This is a genomic window from Burkholderia sp. APQ4-4ca, from assembly GCF_057837105.1.
The window spans coordinates 3,105-20,661 of the sequence record NZ_JBYQCG010000063.1 but is presented as its reverse complement, the minus strand read 5'-3'; the positions used below and the strand labels follow the sequence as shown (position 1 = coordinate 20,661).

Annotated in this window: 15 protein-coding genes and 1 riboswitch; of the genes, 8 read left to right on the top strand and 7 right to left on the bottom strand. The window is 67.2% G+C overall.

All coding sequences use genetic code 11. The features are described from left to right. Positions 1-144: 144 nt before the first annotated feature. Positions 145-993, top strand: a complete 849-nt coding sequence (nadE, locus tag AC3IFE_RS04120; RefSeq protein WP_089470529.1) for an NAD(+) synthase — start codon at positions 145-147, stop codon at positions 991-993. Positions 994-1,068: 75 nt separating this feature from the next. Here the strand turns inward: nadE and AC3IFE_RS04115 are convergent, their stop codons facing one another. The 3 genes from AC3IFE_RS04115 to AC3IFE_RS04105 all read right to left on the bottom strand — a co-directional run bounded on the left by AC3IFE_RS04115 (position 1,069) and on the right by AC3IFE_RS04105 (position 5,315). After that, complete coding sequence (locus AC3IFE_RS04115) at positions 1,069-2,745, bottom strand: S10 family peptidase (protein ID WP_489189685.1); 1,677 nt, start codon at positions 2,743-2,745, stop codon at positions 1,069-1,071. A 73-nt stretch (positions 2,746-2,818) separates the two neighbouring features. Continuing rightward, a complete protein-coding gene (locus AC3IFE_RS04110) occupies positions 2,819-4,408 on the bottom strand; it encodes a S53 family peptidase (RefSeq protein ID WP_489189684.1) in 1,590 nt (529 codons plus the stop codon). A 286-nt stretch (positions 4,409-4,694) separates the two neighbouring features. After that, on the bottom strand, positions 4,695-5,315 hold the full coding sequence (locus AC3IFE_RS04105) for a LysE family translocator (RefSeq protein WP_489189683.1): 621 nt from the start codon (positions 5,313-5,315) through the stop codon (positions 4,695-4,697). Positions 5,316-5,449: 134 nt separating this feature from the next. Between AC3IFE_RS04105 and AC3IFE_RS04100 the strand changes: the two genes are divergently transcribed. Then, positions 5,450-5,914: an Lrp/AsnC family transcriptional regulator gene (locus AC3IFE_RS04100; RefSeq protein WP_089470533.1), complete on the top strand. Its 465-nt coding sequence runs from the start codon at positions 5,450-5,452 to the stop codon at positions 5,912-5,914. 63 nt (positions 5,915-5,977) lie between these two features. On the opposite strand, the gene AC3IFE_RS04095 is transcribed toward AC3IFE_RS04100, so the two are convergent. After that, on the bottom strand, positions 5,978-6,889 hold the full coding sequence (locus tag AC3IFE_RS04095) for a LysR family transcriptional regulator (RefSeq protein WP_089470644.1): 912 nt from the start codon (positions 6,887-6,889) through the stop codon (positions 5,978-5,980). A 140-nt stretch (positions 6,890-7,029) separates the two neighbouring features. On the opposite strand from AC3IFE_RS04095, the gene speB reads away from it, so the two are divergent. After that, positions 7,030-7,986, top strand: coding sequence for an agmatinase (speB, locus tag AC3IFE_RS04090; protein WP_089470534.1), 957 nt, complete (start codon positions 7,030-7,032; stop codon positions 7,984-7,986). A gap of 54 nt (positions 7,987-8,040) precedes the next feature. Further along, a complete protein-coding gene (locus AC3IFE_RS04085; RefSeq protein ID WP_489189682.1) occupies positions 8,041-9,366 on the top strand; it encodes an MFS transporter in 1,326 nt (441 codons plus the stop codon). Positions 9,367-9,543: 177 nt separating this feature from the next. Here the strand turns inward: AC3IFE_RS04085 and metE are convergent, their stop codons facing one another. Beyond that, entirely contained in the window at positions 9,544-11,838 is a 2,295-nt protein-coding gene (gene metE / locus AC3IFE_RS04080) for a 5-methyltetrahydropteroyltriglutamate--homocysteine S-methyltransferase (protein ID WP_489189681.1), read from the bottom strand. Between the two features lie 126 nt (positions 11,839-11,964). Between metE and AC3IFE_RS04075 the strand changes: the two genes are divergently transcribed. Further along, complete coding sequence (locus tag AC3IFE_RS04075; RefSeq protein WP_089470537.1) at positions 11,965-12,873, top strand: LysR family transcriptional regulator; 909 nt, start codon at positions 11,965-11,967, stop codon at positions 12,871-12,873. A gap of 22 nt (positions 12,874-12,895) precedes the next feature. On the opposite strand, the gene AC3IFE_RS04070 is transcribed toward AC3IFE_RS04075, so the two are convergent. Together AC3IFE_RS04070 and AC3IFE_RS04065 are read right to left on the bottom strand one after the other, a co-directional pair. Then, the gene (locus AC3IFE_RS04070) at positions 12,896-13,618 is read right to left on the bottom strand and encodes a CbtA family protein (protein WP_489189680.1); all 723 of its coding nucleotides are present in this window, start codon (positions 13,616-13,618) and stop codon (positions 12,896-12,898) included. Positions 13,619-13,631: 13 nt separating this feature from the next. Further along, positions 13,632-13,841: a CbtB domain-containing protein gene (locus AC3IFE_RS04065; protein WP_034175140.1), complete on the bottom strand. Its 210-nt coding sequence runs from the start codon at positions 13,839-13,841 to the stop codon at positions 13,632-13,634. Positions 13,842-13,874: 33 nt separating this feature from the next. Further along, positions 13,875-14,013: riboswitch (cobalamin riboswitch) on the bottom strand. 49 nt (positions 14,014-14,062) lie between these two features. Between AC3IFE_RS04065 and AC3IFE_RS04060 the strand changes: the two genes are divergently transcribed. The 3 genes from AC3IFE_RS04060 to AC3IFE_RS04050 all read left to right on the top strand — a co-directional run bounded on the left by AC3IFE_RS04060 (position 14,063) and on the right by AC3IFE_RS04050 (position 17,481). Beyond that, the gene (locus tag AC3IFE_RS04060; protein ID WP_489189679.1) at positions 14,063-14,653 is read left to right on the top strand and encodes a histidine phosphatase family protein; all 591 of its coding nucleotides are present in this window, start codon (positions 14,063-14,065) and stop codon (positions 14,651-14,653) included. Between the two features lie 166 nt (positions 14,654-14,819). Next, on the top strand, positions 14,820-16,412 hold the full coding sequence (locus AC3IFE_RS04055) for an inorganic phosphate transporter (RefSeq protein ID WP_489189678.1): 1,593 nt from the start codon (positions 14,820-14,822) through the stop codon (positions 16,410-16,412). A gap of 325 nt (positions 16,413-16,737) precedes the next feature. Then, the gene (locus AC3IFE_RS04050) at positions 16,738-17,481 is read left to right on the top strand and encodes a 2OG-Fe(II) oxygenase (protein WP_489189677.1); all 744 of its coding nucleotides are present in this window, start codon (positions 16,738-16,740) and stop codon (positions 17,479-17,481) included. The last annotated feature ends 76 nt before the right edge of the window (positions 17,482-17,557 follow it).

Below are 17,557 nucleotides of genomic sequence, written 5' to 3'. Positions count from 1 at the left end.
CCCGCCCGGCGCACCGCGCACCACGGCGATGCGGCGCGTCTCGCCGATGCAACGCGAAACCGCCGGAAACGCCTGTCCGGCGCGGCGGCGCGCCGCGATTGCGCTTATGATGAGCGCCTTGCATTTCGTCCCGGAACTTCCCTCATGACATCCGCCGATTACGCCAGCCGCCAACGCGCGATCATTGCCGAACTGAACGTCGCCCCGCACTTCGACGCCGAGGCCGAAATCGACCGCCGCGTCGATTTCCTCGCGCAGTACCTTCGTTCGACCGGCCTGCGGACCTACGTGCTCGGCATCAGCGGCGGCGTCGATTCGTCGACGGCCGGCCGGCTCGCGCAACTGTCGGTCGAGCGCCTGCGCGCCGGTGGCTACGACGCACGCTTCATCGCGATGCGCTTGCCGAACGGCGTGCAGAACGACGAAGAGGATGCGCAGCGCGCGCTCGCGTTCGTGCGCGCGGACGAGGTATTGACGGTCGACGTGAAGCCGGCCGCCGACGCGATGCTCGGCTCGCTGGTCGCGTCCGGCCACGCGTTCGAAACGCCGGCGCAGCAGGATTTCGTGCACGGCAACATCAAGGCGCGCGAGCGCATGATCGCGCAGTACGCGGTGGCCGGCGCGCGGCGCGGCATCGTGATCGGCACCGACCACGCGGCCGAATCGCTGATGGGTTTCTTCACGAAGTTCGGCGACGGTGGCGCGGACATCCTGCCGCTCGCGGGCCTGAGCAAGCGCCGCGTGCGCGGGGTCGCACGCGCGCTCGGCGGCGACGAGCTGATCGTGATGAAGGTGCCGACGGCCGACCTCGAGGAATTGCGCCCGCTGCGCCCCGACGAGCACGCGTACGGCGTGACCTACGACGAGATCGACGATTTCCTCGAAGGCAAGCCGGTGGAAGACCGCGTGTACGAAACGGTGCTGCGCTTCTTCGACGGTTCGCGCCACAAGCGCGCGCTGCCGTACACGCCGTTCGACTGGCCGGCCGCGTAAGCCGGCCGCCCGGCTACCGACCTGCCGCCGCGCGCACCGTCACGGCCGCGCGCGGCTTCCACGCGACGGGCAACGCTATGCGTTCCCGCCCGTCTTCTTCGCCTGCAGCGCACGAATCCGCATCCGCGCGCCCGTATCGCTGACCGTCGCGTCGTACATCGTCGCGAGATCGCGCTTGAGCGCGGTGCGCGAGCCGCCGTCGAGATACACCATGTGCCCCGACGGATAGAACCGCGCGGACAGGTTCTGCCGCACCTTCTGGTCCTCCAGCGGCATCTGCTGCAGATCGATCACGGTCTGGTAGAACGGCGTAACGAAATCGTAGAAGCCGTTCGCCGACAGCACCTTCAGGTCGACGTTCAGCGCCATCACCGCGGCGAGGTCGCCGGCCGTGTAGAGGATCACGTTGCCCTGCGCATCGATGCCCTGCTGCGCGCCGGTCGGGTCGACGTGGCCGAAATCCCAGTTCTTGAAGGCCTGGTCGTTCAGGTCCGTGAATGCCGAGTTCGACGTGAACTTCAACTGCTCGTTCAGATAGCTGTTCCACATCGCCGTATAGACGCCCGTCACGGCCGTCATCGTCGGATCGTTGCCGCCCGAATTCGGGTCGATCTTGCCGGCGATGCCCGACGAGATCCCGGTCACGCGGCCGTCGTACGAACCGAGCGCGAGCCCCTGCGCATGCAGCAGCGTCGTCAGGAACAGCGAGTTGCCGCGTGCATCGTAGCCGGCGATGTCGAGCCCCCACGTCTGCAGGGTCGCCGTATCGATGCCCGTGTATGCCGACAGTTTCTGCACGGTGGCCGGGTTCGCATGCGGCACCGCGCGCAGCGCGCTCAGGTAGTCGGTGCGCGCGAACTGCGCGACTTCCTCGACGAACGCGCCGAGATCGCTCGGCGCCGGCTTGATGCCGAGCTTCTTGTGATACCACGCGTCGGCCGCGGCGGTCGGCAGCGCGCCGACCGGGTTGCCGGCCTGCCGGTAATCGAGGATCGACGATTGCAGCGTGACGCCGTTCAGGTCGACGCCGTCCTCGTGCAGCTTGTATGCGAGCACGCAGCTGCGCGCGGTGCCGTACGATTCGCCGAACAGGTATTTCGGCGAATTCCAGCGGTTGTTCTTCGTCAGGTAGCGCTTGATGAACTGCTTCAGCGAATCCGCATCCTGGTCGACGCCCCAGAAGTCGCGGTTCTTGTTCGGCGCGACGGCCGCCGAATAGCCGGTGCCGACCGGGTTGATGAACACCAGGTCGCTGTGGTCGATCATGCTGTCCGGGTTGTCCTCGAGCTGGTACGGAGCGGGCGGCGTGAAACCCGGCATCGACGTCTTGATGCGCTTCGGCGCGAACGAGCCGAGCAGCACGAACACCGACGACGAACCGGGCCCGCCGTTGTAGAAGAACGTCACGGGCCGCGTTTCCTCCTTCGCGCCGTCGGCCGTGAACGCGACGTAGAAGAGCTTCGCGGCCGGCTGCGAACTGCTCGGATCGACCGTCACGAGATGGCCGGCCGTCGCCGTGTACGCGATCCGCTTCCCGTCGATCAGGATCGTGTGGTGCGTGATCGCGGCCGCCTCGGTCGTGTCGGTCACCGAGTCGTCGGGGCCGTTGCCGTACGCGACCGGATCGAAGAACGGCTGGTCGCGGCCGTGGCTCAGCGCGACCGGATTGATGGTCGGCGGCACGCCATGCGAATTGTGGTCGCCGTGATGCAGCGGATACACGCCGCCGGAAGATGCGGAATCGTTGCCCATCGTGCTGCTCCTGGAGGTGAAAAAAGACGCGGGCAGACCACCCGCGTCGGACGGAAAGGCGTGCGCCCGCGCGTCAGCTCGACGGCTTGCGCGCGAGGATCGCGGCGAGCTGCGCGCCGTTCGGGCTGCCGAGGCCCGTGCACGCGTCCCAGCCGGACGCGGCCGCATACGTGCCGTTCGATCCTTTCGTGATGTCGCGCAGCGCGCCCGGATGCTTGTACAGCACCGGATTGATCCAGCCGGCCGACGCGCCGGCCGCCGCATTGATCCGCGCGATCAGCGCGGCCCACAGCGGGGCGACCGCGCTCGTGCCGCCCATCACCGAGGGCGTGCCGGCGACCGACACTTCGTAGCCCGTCTGCGGAGACGCGTCGCCGGCCACGTCCGGCACGCCGCGCTTCGCGAGCGGCTTGGTGGTGCCGTCGGCGAGCGCGACCTTCAGCCCCTGCTGCCACGCCGGCAGGTCGAACAGCGAACTGACGCCGCCGCCGCCCGCGCCGCCGCCGGCCGCCTCGTCGTTCCACGTGACCTCGCTGCGGATGCCCTGCCCGGGCAACGCATCGAGCTGCGTGCCGCCGCAGCCGAGCACGTACGGGCTCGACGCGGGGAAATCGACGTGATCGGCGCCATCCTGCAGCCCGTCGCCCGAGCCGCTGTCGCCCGACGCCGCACAGACGGTGATGCCCTGCGCGGCGGCCGCCTGCAGCACGCGGTTGAAAGCGTGCGCCGACTGCGCCTGCCAGATCGCTTCCGGGCCGCCCCAGCTGATCGAGATCACGGAAGGTCGGTGGGTCTTGTCGGTGACAGCCGCGTTGACGGCCTGGATGAAGCCCGCGTCGCTGTTCGGCGCGAAGTAGACCGCGATCTTCGCGGCCGGTGCGATCGCGCCGGCGATCTCGATGTCGAGCGCGACTTCGCCGTCCGGGCCGTTCGGCTCGCCGGTCGGCGCATTGCGGCCGGTGCCGACGTTCACGTCGACGAGCGTCGGCGGCGTCGTGATCCCGAGCCCGCGGAAATACTGCTGGATGTCGGCCGCGCGATAGCCGCCACCGAGCTCGACGATCGCGATGCATTGCCCGGCGCCGTCGCCGGCCGGAAAGTCGTACAGCGACGCAAGCTGGATCGGCGTGAACGTGACGGCCGCCGCGCCGCCCGCCGGCTTGAACGGCGGACGGAAGCGGAAGTGCGGCCGCGCCTGCGGCCGGCTGTCGAGGCCGAGCACGGCCGTCACCGCATCGCCGATATCGTCGGGCAACACGATCGGGCCCGAGCGGCCGCGATACTGGCCGATCGACCGATGCTCGAAACGTTCGAGCTTCACGCTGAACGCGGCTTCGAACTGCGCAATCGTGCCGGACAGCACGACGACGCTTTCGACCGGATCGACGCGATCGACCGTCAGTTGATGACGGTGCGCGAAGTCCTCGGTCTTGCGGATATCGTCGGGATTGGCGGAGAAACGCTGCGCGAATGCGTCGCGCGACAGCGGTTTCGCGCCGGCGTCGCCGGTGGCGAGTTGGTGGACCAATGCATCGAGTTGCCCTTCTTCCTGCCGCCGCAACATGATCGTGACGTGGATGCGTTCTGCCGGATCGCAGTGGCCGAGACACTTGGACTCGGCGACGATACGGGGTTCACGGTCGGCTTGAAGCTGCCTTGCCATGTTCAGACCCTCCTTGGTACCGCGTTGCACGGAACAGCCAGGAAATCGGACATAGCCTGCGGAAGACGGTTCCGTTCGGTCAGTCGATTCGCGACGGCGCGTTTGCGACGGCGCGAAGTTAGAGGAAGTTTAGAACAGTCAGACGATTTGCGCGCACGCCCTTCTGCGGCAACGCGCACGCGGGAAGGCCGGCATGGCGCGCGGCCCACAGGATTCGCACACGGCTTGCCCGCGCGGCCGCTCGATTCGCGCGGCAGCGGCAGCGGCAGCCATGCGGCGGCAATGCTCAGTCCATCGACAACCGCAGCGCAAAACCGATCAACGCGACGGAAAAGGTCCAGCGCTGCACCGTCTGCGCGAGCGGATGCGCGCGCATCCACGCCGCGATGCGCGACGCGCCGAACACGCACGCGAGGTCGAAACACACGCCGGCCGCCACCAGCAGCGCGCCGAGCTCGAACATCTGCCAGACGACCGGCCCGGCCTCGGGCCGCACGAACTGCGGCAGCAGCACCGAGCAGAACAGCAGCGCCTTCGGGTTCAGCAGGTTGGTCAGCAGCCCCTTCACGAACGACTGCCGCAGTTCGCCCGCCGCCGCGTCGCCGTCGCCGAGCGCGAACACCGGCGAGCGGAACACCTGGATCGCGACATACGCGAGATAGAGCGCGCCGCCGTAGCGGATCACCTCGTAGAGCCAGGGCGCGCTGCGAATCAGCGCCGCGACGCCGCACGCCGACAGCGTCACGTGCGCGGTGCGCGAGAGCGACAGGCCGGCCGCCGCGGCCATCCCCGGCCGCACGCCGCGGCCGATGCTGGTCTGCAGCACGAGCGCCATGTCGGGCCCCGGCACCGCGTAAATGGCCGCCAGCGCGGCGAGATAAATCAACAGCAAATGCGTGGAAATCATGGTCTGCCCCCGTCCTTCAATGACGATATGTTGCCGTTGAAGGCGGAGGGATTATTGGCCATATTTGGCTCAAGAATGGCGATTCATAGGGGAATCCGCCACAATCATGAAATCACGACAAGGATTCCGCCAATATGACCGACCTCGACAAAACCGACCGCGCGATCCTCGCCGCGGTGCAACGCGACGGCCGCCTGCCGATCGCGCGGCTCGCCGAATCCGTCGGCCTGTCCGAGACGCCGTGCGCACGGCGCCTGAAACGTCTCGAAAACGACGGCTACATCGAGCGCTATCGCGCGCAGTTGTCGCGCCAGGCGCTGGGCTTCGGCGTGGTCGCGTTCGTGCTCGTGCGGTTCGCGACGCACGACCGCAAGGTCGCCGACCGGTTCGAACGGGAAGTGCTCGGCATCGAGCGGATCCTCGCGTGCCACAACGTCGCGGGCACGGCCGACTACCTGCTGCAGGTGGTTGCGCGCGATCTCGACGACTACGGCACGTTCTTGCGGGAGTCGCTGCGGATGCTGCCGGGCGTGACGTCGATCGAATCGGCGCTGTCGCTGCGCGAGGTGAAGCACGACGCCGGGTTGCCGGTGCCGTGATGCACGCCGGGCCGGCAAGCCGGCCGCGCGTAACGCTTGTTCACGGTGTCGGCCGCGCCGGCGTCACACCACGTCGGGCGACTGATGCGCGCGCTCGAGATCCTCGAGAAACGCTTCGACGACCGGATCGCCGCGCCCGTCGCGCGCCACGACCATGTGGAACGTGACCTCGTAGTGCAGTCGATCCGGATTGAGCGGCGCGAGCAGCCCTTGCGCGACATACGGCGCCGCGAAGTGCTGCGGCAGGTAGCCGAGGTGATGACCGGACAGGATCAGCAGCGCGACGGCCTCCATGTTGTCGGCGGTCGCGGTCACGCGATCGGGCGTCGTCGACATCTGCGCCTCCGGCAGCGGATACGAGCGCCACGCCCACTCGAAGCCGGCGACGTCGGCCGGCGTCAGCGTGCCGGCGCGTTCGAACAGCGGATGGCCGCGGCCGCAGTACGCGATTTGCCGCTCGATGAACAGCGGCGTGTAATGCAGCGTCGGCACGCGATGCCAGAAATAGCCGACCGCGATCTGGATCTCGTTGCTCAGCAGCTTTTCCTCGAGATCGCCGGGCGCGCGCACCGAAATCGAGAAGCGCACGGCCTCGTCGCGGGTGCGAAACGCGGCGATCGCCTCGGCGATCCGTGCGTTCTGGCTGACCGGCGTATGGCCGATCAGGCCGATGTTCAGCGTGCCGACCAGTTGGCGATCCATGTGCCGCGCGGCCATCCCGAATTCGTCGAGCGCCGCGAGCAGCTTGCGGCTCATCGCATGGAACCGCTCGCCCTTCGGCGTGAGCCGGAAGCCGCTGCGGCCGCGCTCGCAGAGCCGGTAGCCGAGCCGCGTCTCGAGCGACGACAGCTGCGCGCTGATCGTCGACTGGCCGACGTTCAGCATCGCCTGCGCGGCCGATACGCCGCCCGCGTCCGTGACCGCGAGAAACACGCGGATCAACCGCAGATCGAGGGTCGACAGATTCCCCAGCACGTTCATCCCCTTCCATACATCGATGAAGATCGATGTTTACGTCGATATCTTCGCATTCTTCTTTCCCGGCGGAGCGCGTAAAACTGTGCGCCAGGCCGCGTCGCATGATACGGCACCCCCACACCGGAAGAGACGACCCCATGAACGAACCCATCCATTTCCAGCCGCTCGGCGGCAATGAAATGCCGCGCAGCGGCGGCATCGCGACGATGATGCGCCTGCCGCACGTGTCGAGCGCCGAAGGCCTCGACGCCTGTTTCGTCGGCGTGCCGTTCGATCTCGGCACGTCCAACCGCACCGGCGCGCGCTTCGGCCCGCGCCAGATCCGCACCGAATCCGTGCTGCTGCGCCCGTACAACATGGCCACGCGCGCGGCCCCCTTCGATTCGCTGCAGATCGCCGATATCGGCGACGTCGCGATCAACCCGTACAACCTGCACGATTCGATCGCCCGCATCGAGGCCGCGTACGACGCGATTCTCGAGCACGACTGCAAGCCGATCACGCTCGGCGGCGACCACACGATCGCGCTGCCGATCCTGCGCGCGATCCACCGCAAGCACGGCAAGGTTGCATTGATCCACGTCGATGCACACGCCGACGTGAACGACACGATGATGGGCGAAAAGATCGCGCACGGCACGCCGTTCCGCCGCGCGGTCGAGGAAGGGCTGCTGCACGGCGACAAGGTCACGCAGATCGGCCTGCGCGGCACCGGCTACGCGGCCGAGGATTTCGACTGGTGCCGCGAGCAGGGCTTCCGCGTGGTCCAGGCCGAGGCATGCTGGAACAAGTCGCTCGCGCCGCTGATGGACGAAGTGCGCGCGCGCATCGGCGACACGCCCGTCTACATCACGTTCGACATCGACGGCATCGACCCGGCCTACGCGCCGGGCACCGGCACGCCGGAAATCGCGGGCCTCACGGTGCCGCAGGCGCTCGAGATCATCCGCGGCGCGAAGGGGCTGAACATCGTCGGCTGCGATCTCGTCGAAGTCGCGCCGCCGTACGACCCGTTCGGCACCACGGCGCTGCTCGGCGCGAACCTCGCGTACGAACTGCTGTGCGTGCTGCCGGGCGTCGCGTATCGCGACTGATCCCGGCGCCGCCACTATTCCAAATCAGAGGATTCCAGAGGAGCACACATAAAGATGGGGACTTCCGTCAAGCAACCGAAGCGGGCGGCGCTCGCTTCGTTCGTCGGCACCACGATCGAGTGGTACGACTTCTATAGTTATGCGACCGCCGCCGCCATCGTGTTCGGGCCGCTGTTCTTTCCGGGCGAAAACCGCTTCATCAGCCTGCTCGCGTCGTTCGGCTCGTTCGCGGTCGGCTTCTTCGCGCGGCCGCTCGGCGGCGTGACGTTCGGCTATCTCGGCGACCGCTTCGGCCGCAAGCGGTCGCTGCTCGCGACGCTGATGCTGATGGCCGTGTCGACGGTCGCGATCGGCTTGCTGCCCACGCATGCGCAAGCCGGTGTGATCGCACCGATCCTGCTGGTGCTGATGCGCGTGCTGCAGGGCATCGCGGTTGGCGGCGAATGGGGCGGCGCGGTGTTGCTGGCCGGCGAGCATGCGCCCGAAGGCAAGCGCACGTTCTTCGCGTCGTTCGCGCAGTTGGGCAGCGCGAGCGGCCTGATCCTGTCGATGCTCGCGTTCGGCGCGATCAGCACGCTGTCGAAGGACGACATGATGAGCTGGGGCTGGCGCGTGCCGTTCCTCGCGAGTTCCGTGCTGCTGATCGTCGGCTTCGTGATCCGCGCGAGCGTGTCGGAATCCCCCGAGTTCGAGGAAGTCAGGAAGAGCGGCAACATCGCGCAAAAACCGCTGCGCGAAGCACTCAAGGTCTGGCCGCTGCTGCTGCTCGCGATCGGCGCGAACGTGTACGGGATCGCCGGCGTGTATTTCAGCAACATCTTCATGATCAGCTACGCGACGCAATTCCTGTCGCTCGACCGGTCGATGGTGCTGCATTGCATGACGATCGTCGCGGTGCTGCAGTTCGTCGTGCAGCTCGCGGCCGCGTTCCTCGCGCAGCGCTTCGGCACCACGCGCGTGCTGCTGATCACCGGCGCCTGGGCGATGATCGTCCCGTTCGTGATGCTGCCGCTCGTGCACCTGGGCACGCCGGTGTCGATCACGGTCGGCGTCGGCCTCGCGACGCTCGCGGAATCCGGCTACTACTCGGTCGTCGCGGGCTTCGTCAGCGGCATCTTCGTCGCGCGGATCCGCTATACGGCGATCTCGATCGCGTATCAGGTATGCGGCGCGCTCGCCGGCGGCCTCACGCCGCTGGTTGCGACCATCATCGCGCAGAACACCGCGCCGCAATGGTGGCCGCTCGCGCTCCAGTACACGAGCGCCGCCGTGCTGTCGTCGCTGTGCGTGTGGCTGATCTCGCGCCGCGTCAGCATCGACGACACGGGCGCGCCCGGCAAGACGGACGAGGCGCTGCCGCGCGGCACGCGCGCCGCGTAACCTGACATCACGCAACGGGCAAGCGACATCGCCTGCCCGTCTGCATGGGACATCCGGCTGCACGCCGCAACGCCCTCGCCTCTTCCCGAACATTCATGACGACAAGCGGCCCGCACATGCGGGCCGCAAGTATGCCGCCCGATCATCGACCGCGACGGCCCGCGCGCAGCGTTCGCGCTACCGCACCTGGCTACGCAGCGTCTTCGCGGCGGCCACCATGTTCGTCAGCGCCGGAATCACTTCCGCCCACTGGCGCGTCTTCAGCCCGCAGTCCGGGTTCACCCACAGACGTTCCGCCGGAATCCGCTCGGCCGCCTTCTTCATCAGCCCGACGATGTGATCCTGCGTCGGGATGTTCGGCGAATGGATGTCGTACACGCCCGGCCCGATTTCGTTCGGATACTTGAAGGTATCGAACGCGTCGAGCAACTCCATGTCCGAGCGCGACGTCTCGATCGTGATCACGTCCGCGTCCATGTCGGCGATCGACGCGAGGATGTCGTTGAACTCCGAATAGCACATGTGCGTGTGGATCTGCGTATCGTCCTGCACGCCGTTCGCGGCGATGCGGAACGACTCGACCGCCCACGTCAGATAGTCGCTCCATTGCGCGCGGCGCAGCGGCAACCCTTCGCGCAGCGCCGCTTCGTCGATCTGGATCACGCGCACGCCGGCCTTCTCGAGATCGAGCACTTCGTCGCGGATCGCGAGCGCCAACTGGTAGCACGATACCGAGCGCGGCTGGTCGTCGCGCACGAACGACCAGTTCAGGATCGTCACGGGGCCGGTCAGCATGCCCTTCATCGGCTTGTCCGTCAGCGACTGCGCATAAGCGATCCATTCGACCGTCATCGCCTTCGGGCGGCTGATGTCGCCGAACAGGATCGGCGGCTTCACGCAGCGCGAACCGTACGACTGCACCCAGCCGAACTGGCTGAACGCATAGCCGTCGAGCTGTTCGCCGAAGTATTCGACCATGTCGTTGCGCTCGGCTTCGCCATGCACGAGCACGTCGAGTTCGAGCGATTCCTGTTCGCGCACGCTGCGTTCGATCTCGGCCCGCATCGCCGCGCGATAGCCTGCTTCGTCCAGCGCGCCGGCCTTGAACCGGCTGCGCGCCTGGCGGATTTCGGCGGTCTGCGGGAACGAGCCGATCGTCGTCGTCGGGAACGCCGGCAGGTTCAGGCGCGTCGACTGCTTCGACGCACGCTGCGCATAGGGGCTCGCGCGGTTGCCGAGCGGCGCGTCGATGCGCGCGACCGCAGCCTTCACCGCCGGGTTGTTCACGCGCGGCGAGCGGCGGCGCGACTCGATCGCGGCGGTATTCGCGGCGAGCGCATCGGCCACCTTGTCGCGGCCTTCGTTCAATGCGGTCGCAAGCACCTTCAACTCGTCGAGCTTCTGCAGCGCGAACGCGAGCCACGAGCGGATTTCCGCATCGAGCGCCTCCTCGCTCGCGAGATCGACCGGCACGTGCAGCAGCGAGCACGACGGCGCAAGCCACAGGCGGTCGCCCAGCTGCTTCGCGAGCGGCTCGAGCCAGTCGAGCGCGGTGGTCAGGTCGGTCTTCCAGATGTTGCGGCCGTTGATCGCGCCCACCGACAGCACGCACTCCGGCGGCAGTTCGCGCACCAGCGCGTCGACTTCGTCGCGTGCGTTGATCGCGTCGACATGCAGGCCGTCGACCGGCAGCGACGCCGCGAGCGTCAGGTTGTCCTGAAGCTGGCCGAAGTACGTGGCGAGCAGCAGCTTGATGCGGCGCGTTTCCAGTGCCGCATACGCGGTGCGAAATGCGTCGCGCCATTCGGCGTCGAGTTCGGTCACGAGGATCGGCTCGTCGATCTGTACCCATTCGACGCCCTGCGCGGTCAGCGTGTCGAGCAGCGCGCCGTACACCGGCAGCAGCTTCGGCAGCAGCGCGAGGCGATCGGAAGCGTCCTTCGCCTTGCCGAGCCACAGGTACGTGACGGGGCCGAGAATCACCGGTTTCGCACGCACGCCCTGCGCGTTCGCTTCGGCGAGTTGCTGGAGCAGACGCGACGGATCCAGCGAGAAATTCGTGTCCGCATGGAACTCCGGCACGATGTAGTGGTAGTTCGTGTCGAACCACTTCGTCATTTCACCGGCGGCGACCCCGCCGCAGCATGCCGCATGCTCCTCCGCCGACTGCGCCGAACGGCCGCGTGCGACGCGGAAAGTGTTGTCGAGCGCATCGCCGTGGAAGTCCTGCACGCGCTTCGGCAGGTTGCCGAGCGTGAAGCTCATGTCGAGCACCTGGTCGTAGAACGCGAAGTCGCCGATCGGCGCGAGATCGAGATCGCGCTGCTCGTGCCAGTGGCGCCGGCGCAGCTCGGCGCCGAGCGCCTTCAGTTCGTCGCGCGACGATTCGCCCTTCCAGTAGCGTTCGAGACCGAACTTGAGTTCGCGCTTCGCGCCGATGCGCGGAAAACCGAGATTGTGTGTCGTGACCATGAAGCTGCCGTCCAGAAGAAAGTGTCGATCCGGCAGCCATCATAGGGATTTCAAACCATGAAATAAAATGGCATTATTTCATTAATCCATTAACATTTTTCATGCACCCTCGGATGCACACGATCCATGCTGGAACGATTCCACCTCGTCGTCATACGTGAAGTCGAGCGCCAGGGCTCGCTGACCGCGGCGGCCCATGCGCTGCACCTCACGCAATCGGCACTCAGCCATACCGTCAGGAAAATCGAGCAGCAGCTCGGCACGCCGATCTGGGACCGCGAAGGCCGCGGCCTGCGGCTCACGCAGGGCGGGCAGTATCTGCTGAAGCTGGCGAACCGGCTGTTGCCGCAATTCGAGCTCGCCGAGGAGCGGATGAAGCAGTACGCGAAGGGCGAGCGCGGCACGCTGCGCATCGGGATGGAGTGCCACCCGTGTTACCAGTGGCTGCTGAAGGTCGTATCGCCGTACCTGTCGCGCTGGCCCGACGTCGACGTGGACGTGAAGCAGCGCTTCCAGTTCGGCGGCATCGGCGCGCTGTTCGGTTACGACATCGACGTGCTCGTCACGCCCGATCCGCTGAACAAGCCGGGGCTGCGCTTCGATCCCGTGTTCGACTACGAACAGGTGCTGGTGGTCGCGGATTCGCACCGGTTCGCGAATGCCGACTACGTGACGCCCGAGCAACTGACCGACGAGATCCTGATCACGTACCCGGTCGAAACCGATCGGCTCGACATCTACAACCAGTTCCTGACGCCAGCCGGCATCGTGCCGAGGCGGCACAAGTCGATCGAGACGACCGACATCATGCTGCAGATGGTGGCGAGCGGGCGCGGGGTGGCCGCGCTGCCGCGATGGCTCGCCGACGAGTACGCGGACCGGATGCCCGTCGTGCCGGTCAAGCTCGGCAAGCAGGGCATCGCGAAGCAGATCTTCCTCGGCATCCGCGAAGCGGACGCAGCGATCGACTATCTGGCCGCGTTCGTCGCGCTGGCGCGCGAATCGACGTGGAGCGCGCCGCGCATGCTGCGCTAGGCGCGCCCGGTTGCCCCGCGCGTCAGGCGGCGCGCATGCCGGCGCGTTCGGCGCGCTCGACCCATGCGCCGAACAGCAGGCCGATCGTCGTCCACATGATCACCTGCATGCCGATGGCCGCGACGCGAAACTTCCACAGCAAGGCCGCCGGGAAATCGGCCGGCAGCTCGCTGACCGACGGCAGCCCGATCTGCACGGCCGCGATGATCGCGACGAACACGAGCCCGGCGACGATCGACGCGTTCCACTGGCCGAGCTTCGCCAGCAGATGGCGGCGCACACCGACCGAGAACACCATCGTCGCAACCGAAATCGCGATCATCAGGAAGAACAGACCCGTGCGATAGCCGATCGTGTCGGGGTCGCCGACCGACGGCGGATTGGCCGGGTACTTGAGGTTCGGCACGATCACGAGCGCGACGAACGCCGCCAGCGCGAGCCACGCGGCCAGCGGCCGTGCCGGCAGGCGGCTGCCGCGCCCGTACGCATACGCGAAGACCAGCGAGAACAGCCCGCCGAATGCCGCGCCGTAGGTCACGACGCCCGTCAGCAGCCCGAGGCCGGCCTGCGTGTGGCGGCTGACCAGCTCGGGTTCCGGCGCCTCGCCTTGCGCGGCGGCGTTTTTTTCTTCGAGGGAGATCGCCTGATCGACTTGCGGTTCGCCGACGATCCTGGCGAAACCGAACGTGAGGAGGCCTGCGGCGATGCCTGCGAGCATCCCGCGCATGAGCAGCTTTCCGACCATCGTAGGCTCCGCGTCAGTGGCAGGGAAAGCCGAGCAGATGGCGGCCGTCGTGGACGAATTCGTGTACGACCATGCCCGGCACGAGCGACGTCGCGCCCTGTTCCGCCCCGACGAAATACAGGGCGAGCAGCAGGATCAGGCCGACGAACACGGCCCAGGGCAACAGCTCGCGGACGGGGATGGGTGCCGGCACGACCGCCGGCTTCAGCACTGCTTCGCTCATGGATGCACCTCAGGGGAATCGCGCCCCGACAAATGATGGATGGGTACGAAGGCAGGTCTGGCTTCCGGGATCGTCGATTCCCCGGTTACAGTGGCGCGACCGCGCCGGAATTGCACCGGCTTCCACGCTTCGTATCGGGCGAATTGTACGCGCGAACGTTCGCGTATTGAAGCGATGACACACGGGTCGGCGCGCCCCGCTCCGGATCATCCGACACCGACATGACCATGCCTGCCTCGCTCTGCCTGATCGCACACGCATCGACCCGCGCGATGCGCACCGGCACGTTTCCCGACGATGACCCGCTCGACGCGCACGGCCTCGCCGAAGCCGCCGCGCTGCGCGGCCGGTGGACGGGCGTTGCCGGCTCGCGCGTGCTGTGCAGCCCGGCACGCTGCGCAACGCAGACCGCCGAGGCGCTCGGGCTGCACGCCGACATCGACGCCGCGCTGCGCGACATCGACTACGGCAACTGGCGCGGCAAACGGCTGCACGATCTCGCGCGCGACGTGCCCGACGAACTGGCCGTGTGGATCGGCACGCCGTCCGCGTCGCCGCATCGCGGCGAATCGTTCGACGCCGCCGCGCATCGGGTCGGCACATGGTTGGACGGATTGCCGCGTGATCGCGACGTCGTCGCGATCACGCATGCGCCGATCGTCCGCGCGGCCATCGCGCATGTGCGGCGGATGAGCCTCGAAGCGGCCGCGCGTCTCGACGTCGCGCCGCTGTCGCGCACGACGTTCGTCGCGTCGCCGGGCGGCTGGACGTTGGCCGCGACGGCCGACGACGTGCGCAATACCCGCGCGTAAACCGCTGTCGTGTTCACTATGTGAGCCGACGATGCGAGCCCCGCGCTTCGCAGGCAGCCGCTCGCCTTACATCCCTGTAAGACACGCCGTTCGTCGTCCCGACTGTCATCAAACTGACTGCTAGCCGCAGCTAGGATCGGACGCGGTTCCCTCACGAGATGCCGTCATGAATCAACCTGCTTCATCCGCCCCGAACAATCCGGGCTCCGTCGCACGCACCCGGCAGATCGGCTATGCCGCGTTCGTGCTGGTGCTCGTGCTCGGCGCTGTCTATATCGCCACGCACCTGGTCGACGATCTGGCGCCGGTCCGCGAAGGGACGCTGTTCCCGTACCTGCTGCTCGGCGCCGCGCTGCTGATCGCGCTCGGCTTCGAATTCGTCAACGGCTTCCACGACACCGCGAATGCGGTCGCGACCGTGATCTATACGCACTCGCTGACGCCGAACGTCGCGGTGATCTGGTCGGGCATGTGGAACTTCCTCGGCGTGATGGTCTCGAGCGGTGCCGTCGCGTTCGGCATCCTGCAGTTGCTGCCGGTCGAGCTGATCCTGCAGGTCGGCAGCGGCTCGGGCTTCGCGATGGTGTTCGCGCTGCTGATCGCCGCGATCGTCTGGAACCTCGCGACCTGGTATTTCGGGTTGCCGTCGTCGAGCTCGCATACGCTGATCGGGTCGATCATCGGCGTCGGGCTGATGAACCAGCTGATGCACGGGCCATCCGGCACGAGCGGCGTCGACTGGGGTCAGGCGCTCGGCGTCGGCAAGTCGCTGCTGTTCTCGCCGATCGTCGGCTTCCTGTGTGCGTCGCTGCTGCTGCTCGTGCTGAAGGCCGTCGTGCGAATTCCCGAGCTGTACAAGGAACCGCCGAAGGACCAGCCGCCGCCGTTCTGGATTCGCTGCCTGCTGATCCTCACCTGCACCGGCGTGTCGTTCGCACACGGGTCGAACGACGGGCAGAAAGGGATGGGCCTCATCATGTTGATCCTGATCGGCACGGTGCCCACCGCGTATGCGCTGAACAAGGCCGTCACGCCCGCCGAATCGCAGACCTTCGTCGCGGTCGCGAGCCAGGCGGCTGCGACGTTCGGCAAGTACACGAACGGCGTCGCGCCGTCCGCGAACCCGCGCGCCGATGTCGAACACTACGTGCAGCACCGTGCACTGACGCCCGCCGTGCTGCCGGCCGTCGCGCAGTTGTCCACGTCGCTCGCGACCGCCGTCGGCGCGTCGGGCTCGATGGCGGCCGTGCCGCAGCGCGACGTCGACAACGTGCGCAACACGATGTATCTGGTGTCCGAGGCCATTCGTCTGATGGAGAAGTCGGGCCAGCCCGCGTTCGCCGCCGACGACAAGCTCGCGATCGACAACTATCGCAAACAGCTCGACCACGCGACGAAGTTCATTCCGACGTGGGTGAAGGTCGCCGTCGCGATCGCGCTGGGTCTCGGCACGATGGTCGGCTGGAAGCGGATCGTCGTGACCGTGGGCGAAAAAATCGGCAAGCAGCATCTGACGTACGGACAGGGCGCATCGGCCGAACTGGTCGCGATGCTGACGATCGGCGCCGCCGACATGTACGGGCTGCCCGTGTCGACGACTCACGTGCTGTCGTCGGGTGTCGCGGGCACGATGGCGGCGAACGGCTCCGGGCTGCAATGGAGCACGGTGCGCAGCCTCGTTCTCGCATGGGTGCTGACGCTGCCGGCGTCGATCGCGCTCGCGGGAGGGCTTTACTGGCTGTTCCGGTCGCTGGCCTGATCATGGACGCGGCGGGTGGCAGGCGATAGCCGGCTACCCGCCGCCGCGGTAGGTTGGGCTTGGCGCTTCTCCGCTTCTCCGCTTCTCCGCTTCTCCGCTTCTCCGCTTCTCCGCTTCTCCGCTTCCCTCTCCGCTCCGGCCCTCGGCACATTCAGTGTGTCGATGCCGCGCTTCAACGTTCCCCCGTTTCCTGGCCGGAATTAAAGCGCAAGATCTGGAGCGTGCCGGCGCCCGGACGCCGCTAGACTGGGTTCATCAACTTTCATCGTGGATTCGACCGTGCGCGACCGCACGGCGCCACACCGCCGATGCCCCGAGGTACGCCGTGAACATTGCCGATCTGCACCCTGCCGTCGAACCGCTGGACATCGCGCAACGCGTCGACTCCCTCGACTGGCCGAGTGTCGACACCGACCTCGATCGCTATGGATGCGCCCACGTGCCGGGCCTGATGTCGGCAAGCGAGTGCGATGCGCTCGCGTCGCTCTATCCGCGCGATGCGCTCTATCGTTCACGTGTCGTGATGGCGCGGCACGGCTTTGGCCGCGGCGAGTACAAGTATTTCGCGTATCCGCTGCCAGCGGTCATCGCCGAGCTGCGTACGACGATCTACCCGCATCTCGCGCCGATCGCGAATCGCTGGAACCAGGCGCTGGGGATCGACGTCCGTTATCCAAAAGACCATGTGGCGTTCCTCGATCGTTGTCACGCGGCGGGACAGACGCGACCGACGCCGCTGATCCTGCAATACGGCGCCGACGACTACAACTGCCTCCACCAGGACCTGTATGGCGAGCACGTGTTTCCGCTGCAGGTCGCGATTCTGCTATCGGCGCCGGGCCGCGATTTCAGTGGCGGGGAATTCGTGTTGACGGAACAGCGACCCCGCATGCAGTCGCGTGCGGACGTGGTGCCGCTCACGCAAGGCGACGCAGTGATCTTCGCGGTACACGGCCGGCCCGTGCAGGGAAGCCGCGGCGTCTATCGCGTCAACCTGCGGCACGGTGTGAGCCGGATCCGAAGCGGCCACCGCCATACGGTCGGCATCATCTTCCATGACGCGCAGTAGCGAGAGCCGGGATTGCTTGACGGTCAGCGCAATCAGGCGCTGCTGCCGCGCCGCGTATCGCGTATCGCGTATCGCA

Excerpts from the sequence above, each read along its gene's own strand:
- AC3IFE_RS04115 (WP_489189685.1), bottom strand. The coding sequence starts at position 2,745 with ATGGGCAACGATTCCGCATCTTCCGGCGGCGTGTATCCGCTGCATCAC.
- AC3IFE_RS04100 (WP_089470533.1), top strand. The coding sequence starts at position 5,450 with ATGACCGACCTCGACAAAACCGACCGCGCGATCCTCGCCGCGGTGCAA.
- AC3IFE_RS04075 (WP_089470537.1), top strand. The coding sequence starts at position 11,965 with ATGCTGGAACGATTCCACCTCGTCGTCATACGTGAAGTCGAGCGCCAG.
- AC3IFE_RS04110 (WP_489189684.1), bottom strand. The coding sequence starts at position 4,408 with ATGGCAAGGCAGCTTCAAGCCGACCGTGAACCCCGTATCGTCGCCGAG.
- AC3IFE_RS04065 (WP_034175140.1), bottom strand. The coding sequence starts at position 13,841 with ATGAGCGAAGCAGTGCTGAAGCCGGCGGTCGTGCCGGCACCCATCCCC.
- metE (WP_489189681.1), bottom strand. The coding sequence starts at position 11,838 with ATGGTCACGACACACAATCTCGGTTTTCCGCGCATCGGCGCGAAGCGC.
- AC3IFE_RS04105 (WP_489189683.1), bottom strand. The coding sequence starts at position 5,315 with ATGATTTCCACGCATTTGCTGTTGATTTATCTCGCCGCGCTGGCGGCC.
- AC3IFE_RS04070 (WP_489189680.1), bottom strand. The coding sequence starts at position 13,618 with ATGGTCGGAAAGCTGCTCATGCGCGGGATGCTCGCAGGCATCGCCGCA.
- nadE (WP_089470529.1), top strand. The coding sequence starts at position 145 with ATGACATCCGCCGATTACGCCAGCCGCCAACGCGCGATCATTGCCGAA.
- AC3IFE_RS04060 (WP_489189679.1), top strand. The coding sequence starts at position 14,063 with ATGACCATGCCTGCCTCGCTCTGCCTGATCGCACACGCATCGACCCGC.
- speB (WP_089470534.1), top strand. The coding sequence starts at position 7,030 with ATGAACGAACCCATCCATTTCCAGCCGCTCGGCGGCAATGAAATGCCG.
- AC3IFE_RS04055 (WP_489189678.1), top strand. The coding sequence starts at position 14,820 with ATGAATCAACCTGCTTCATCCGCCCCGAACAATCCGGGCTCCGTCGCA.
- AC3IFE_RS04085 (WP_489189682.1), top strand. The coding sequence starts at position 8,041 with ATGGGGACTTCCGTCAAGCAACCGAAGCGGGCGGCGCTCGCTTCGTTC.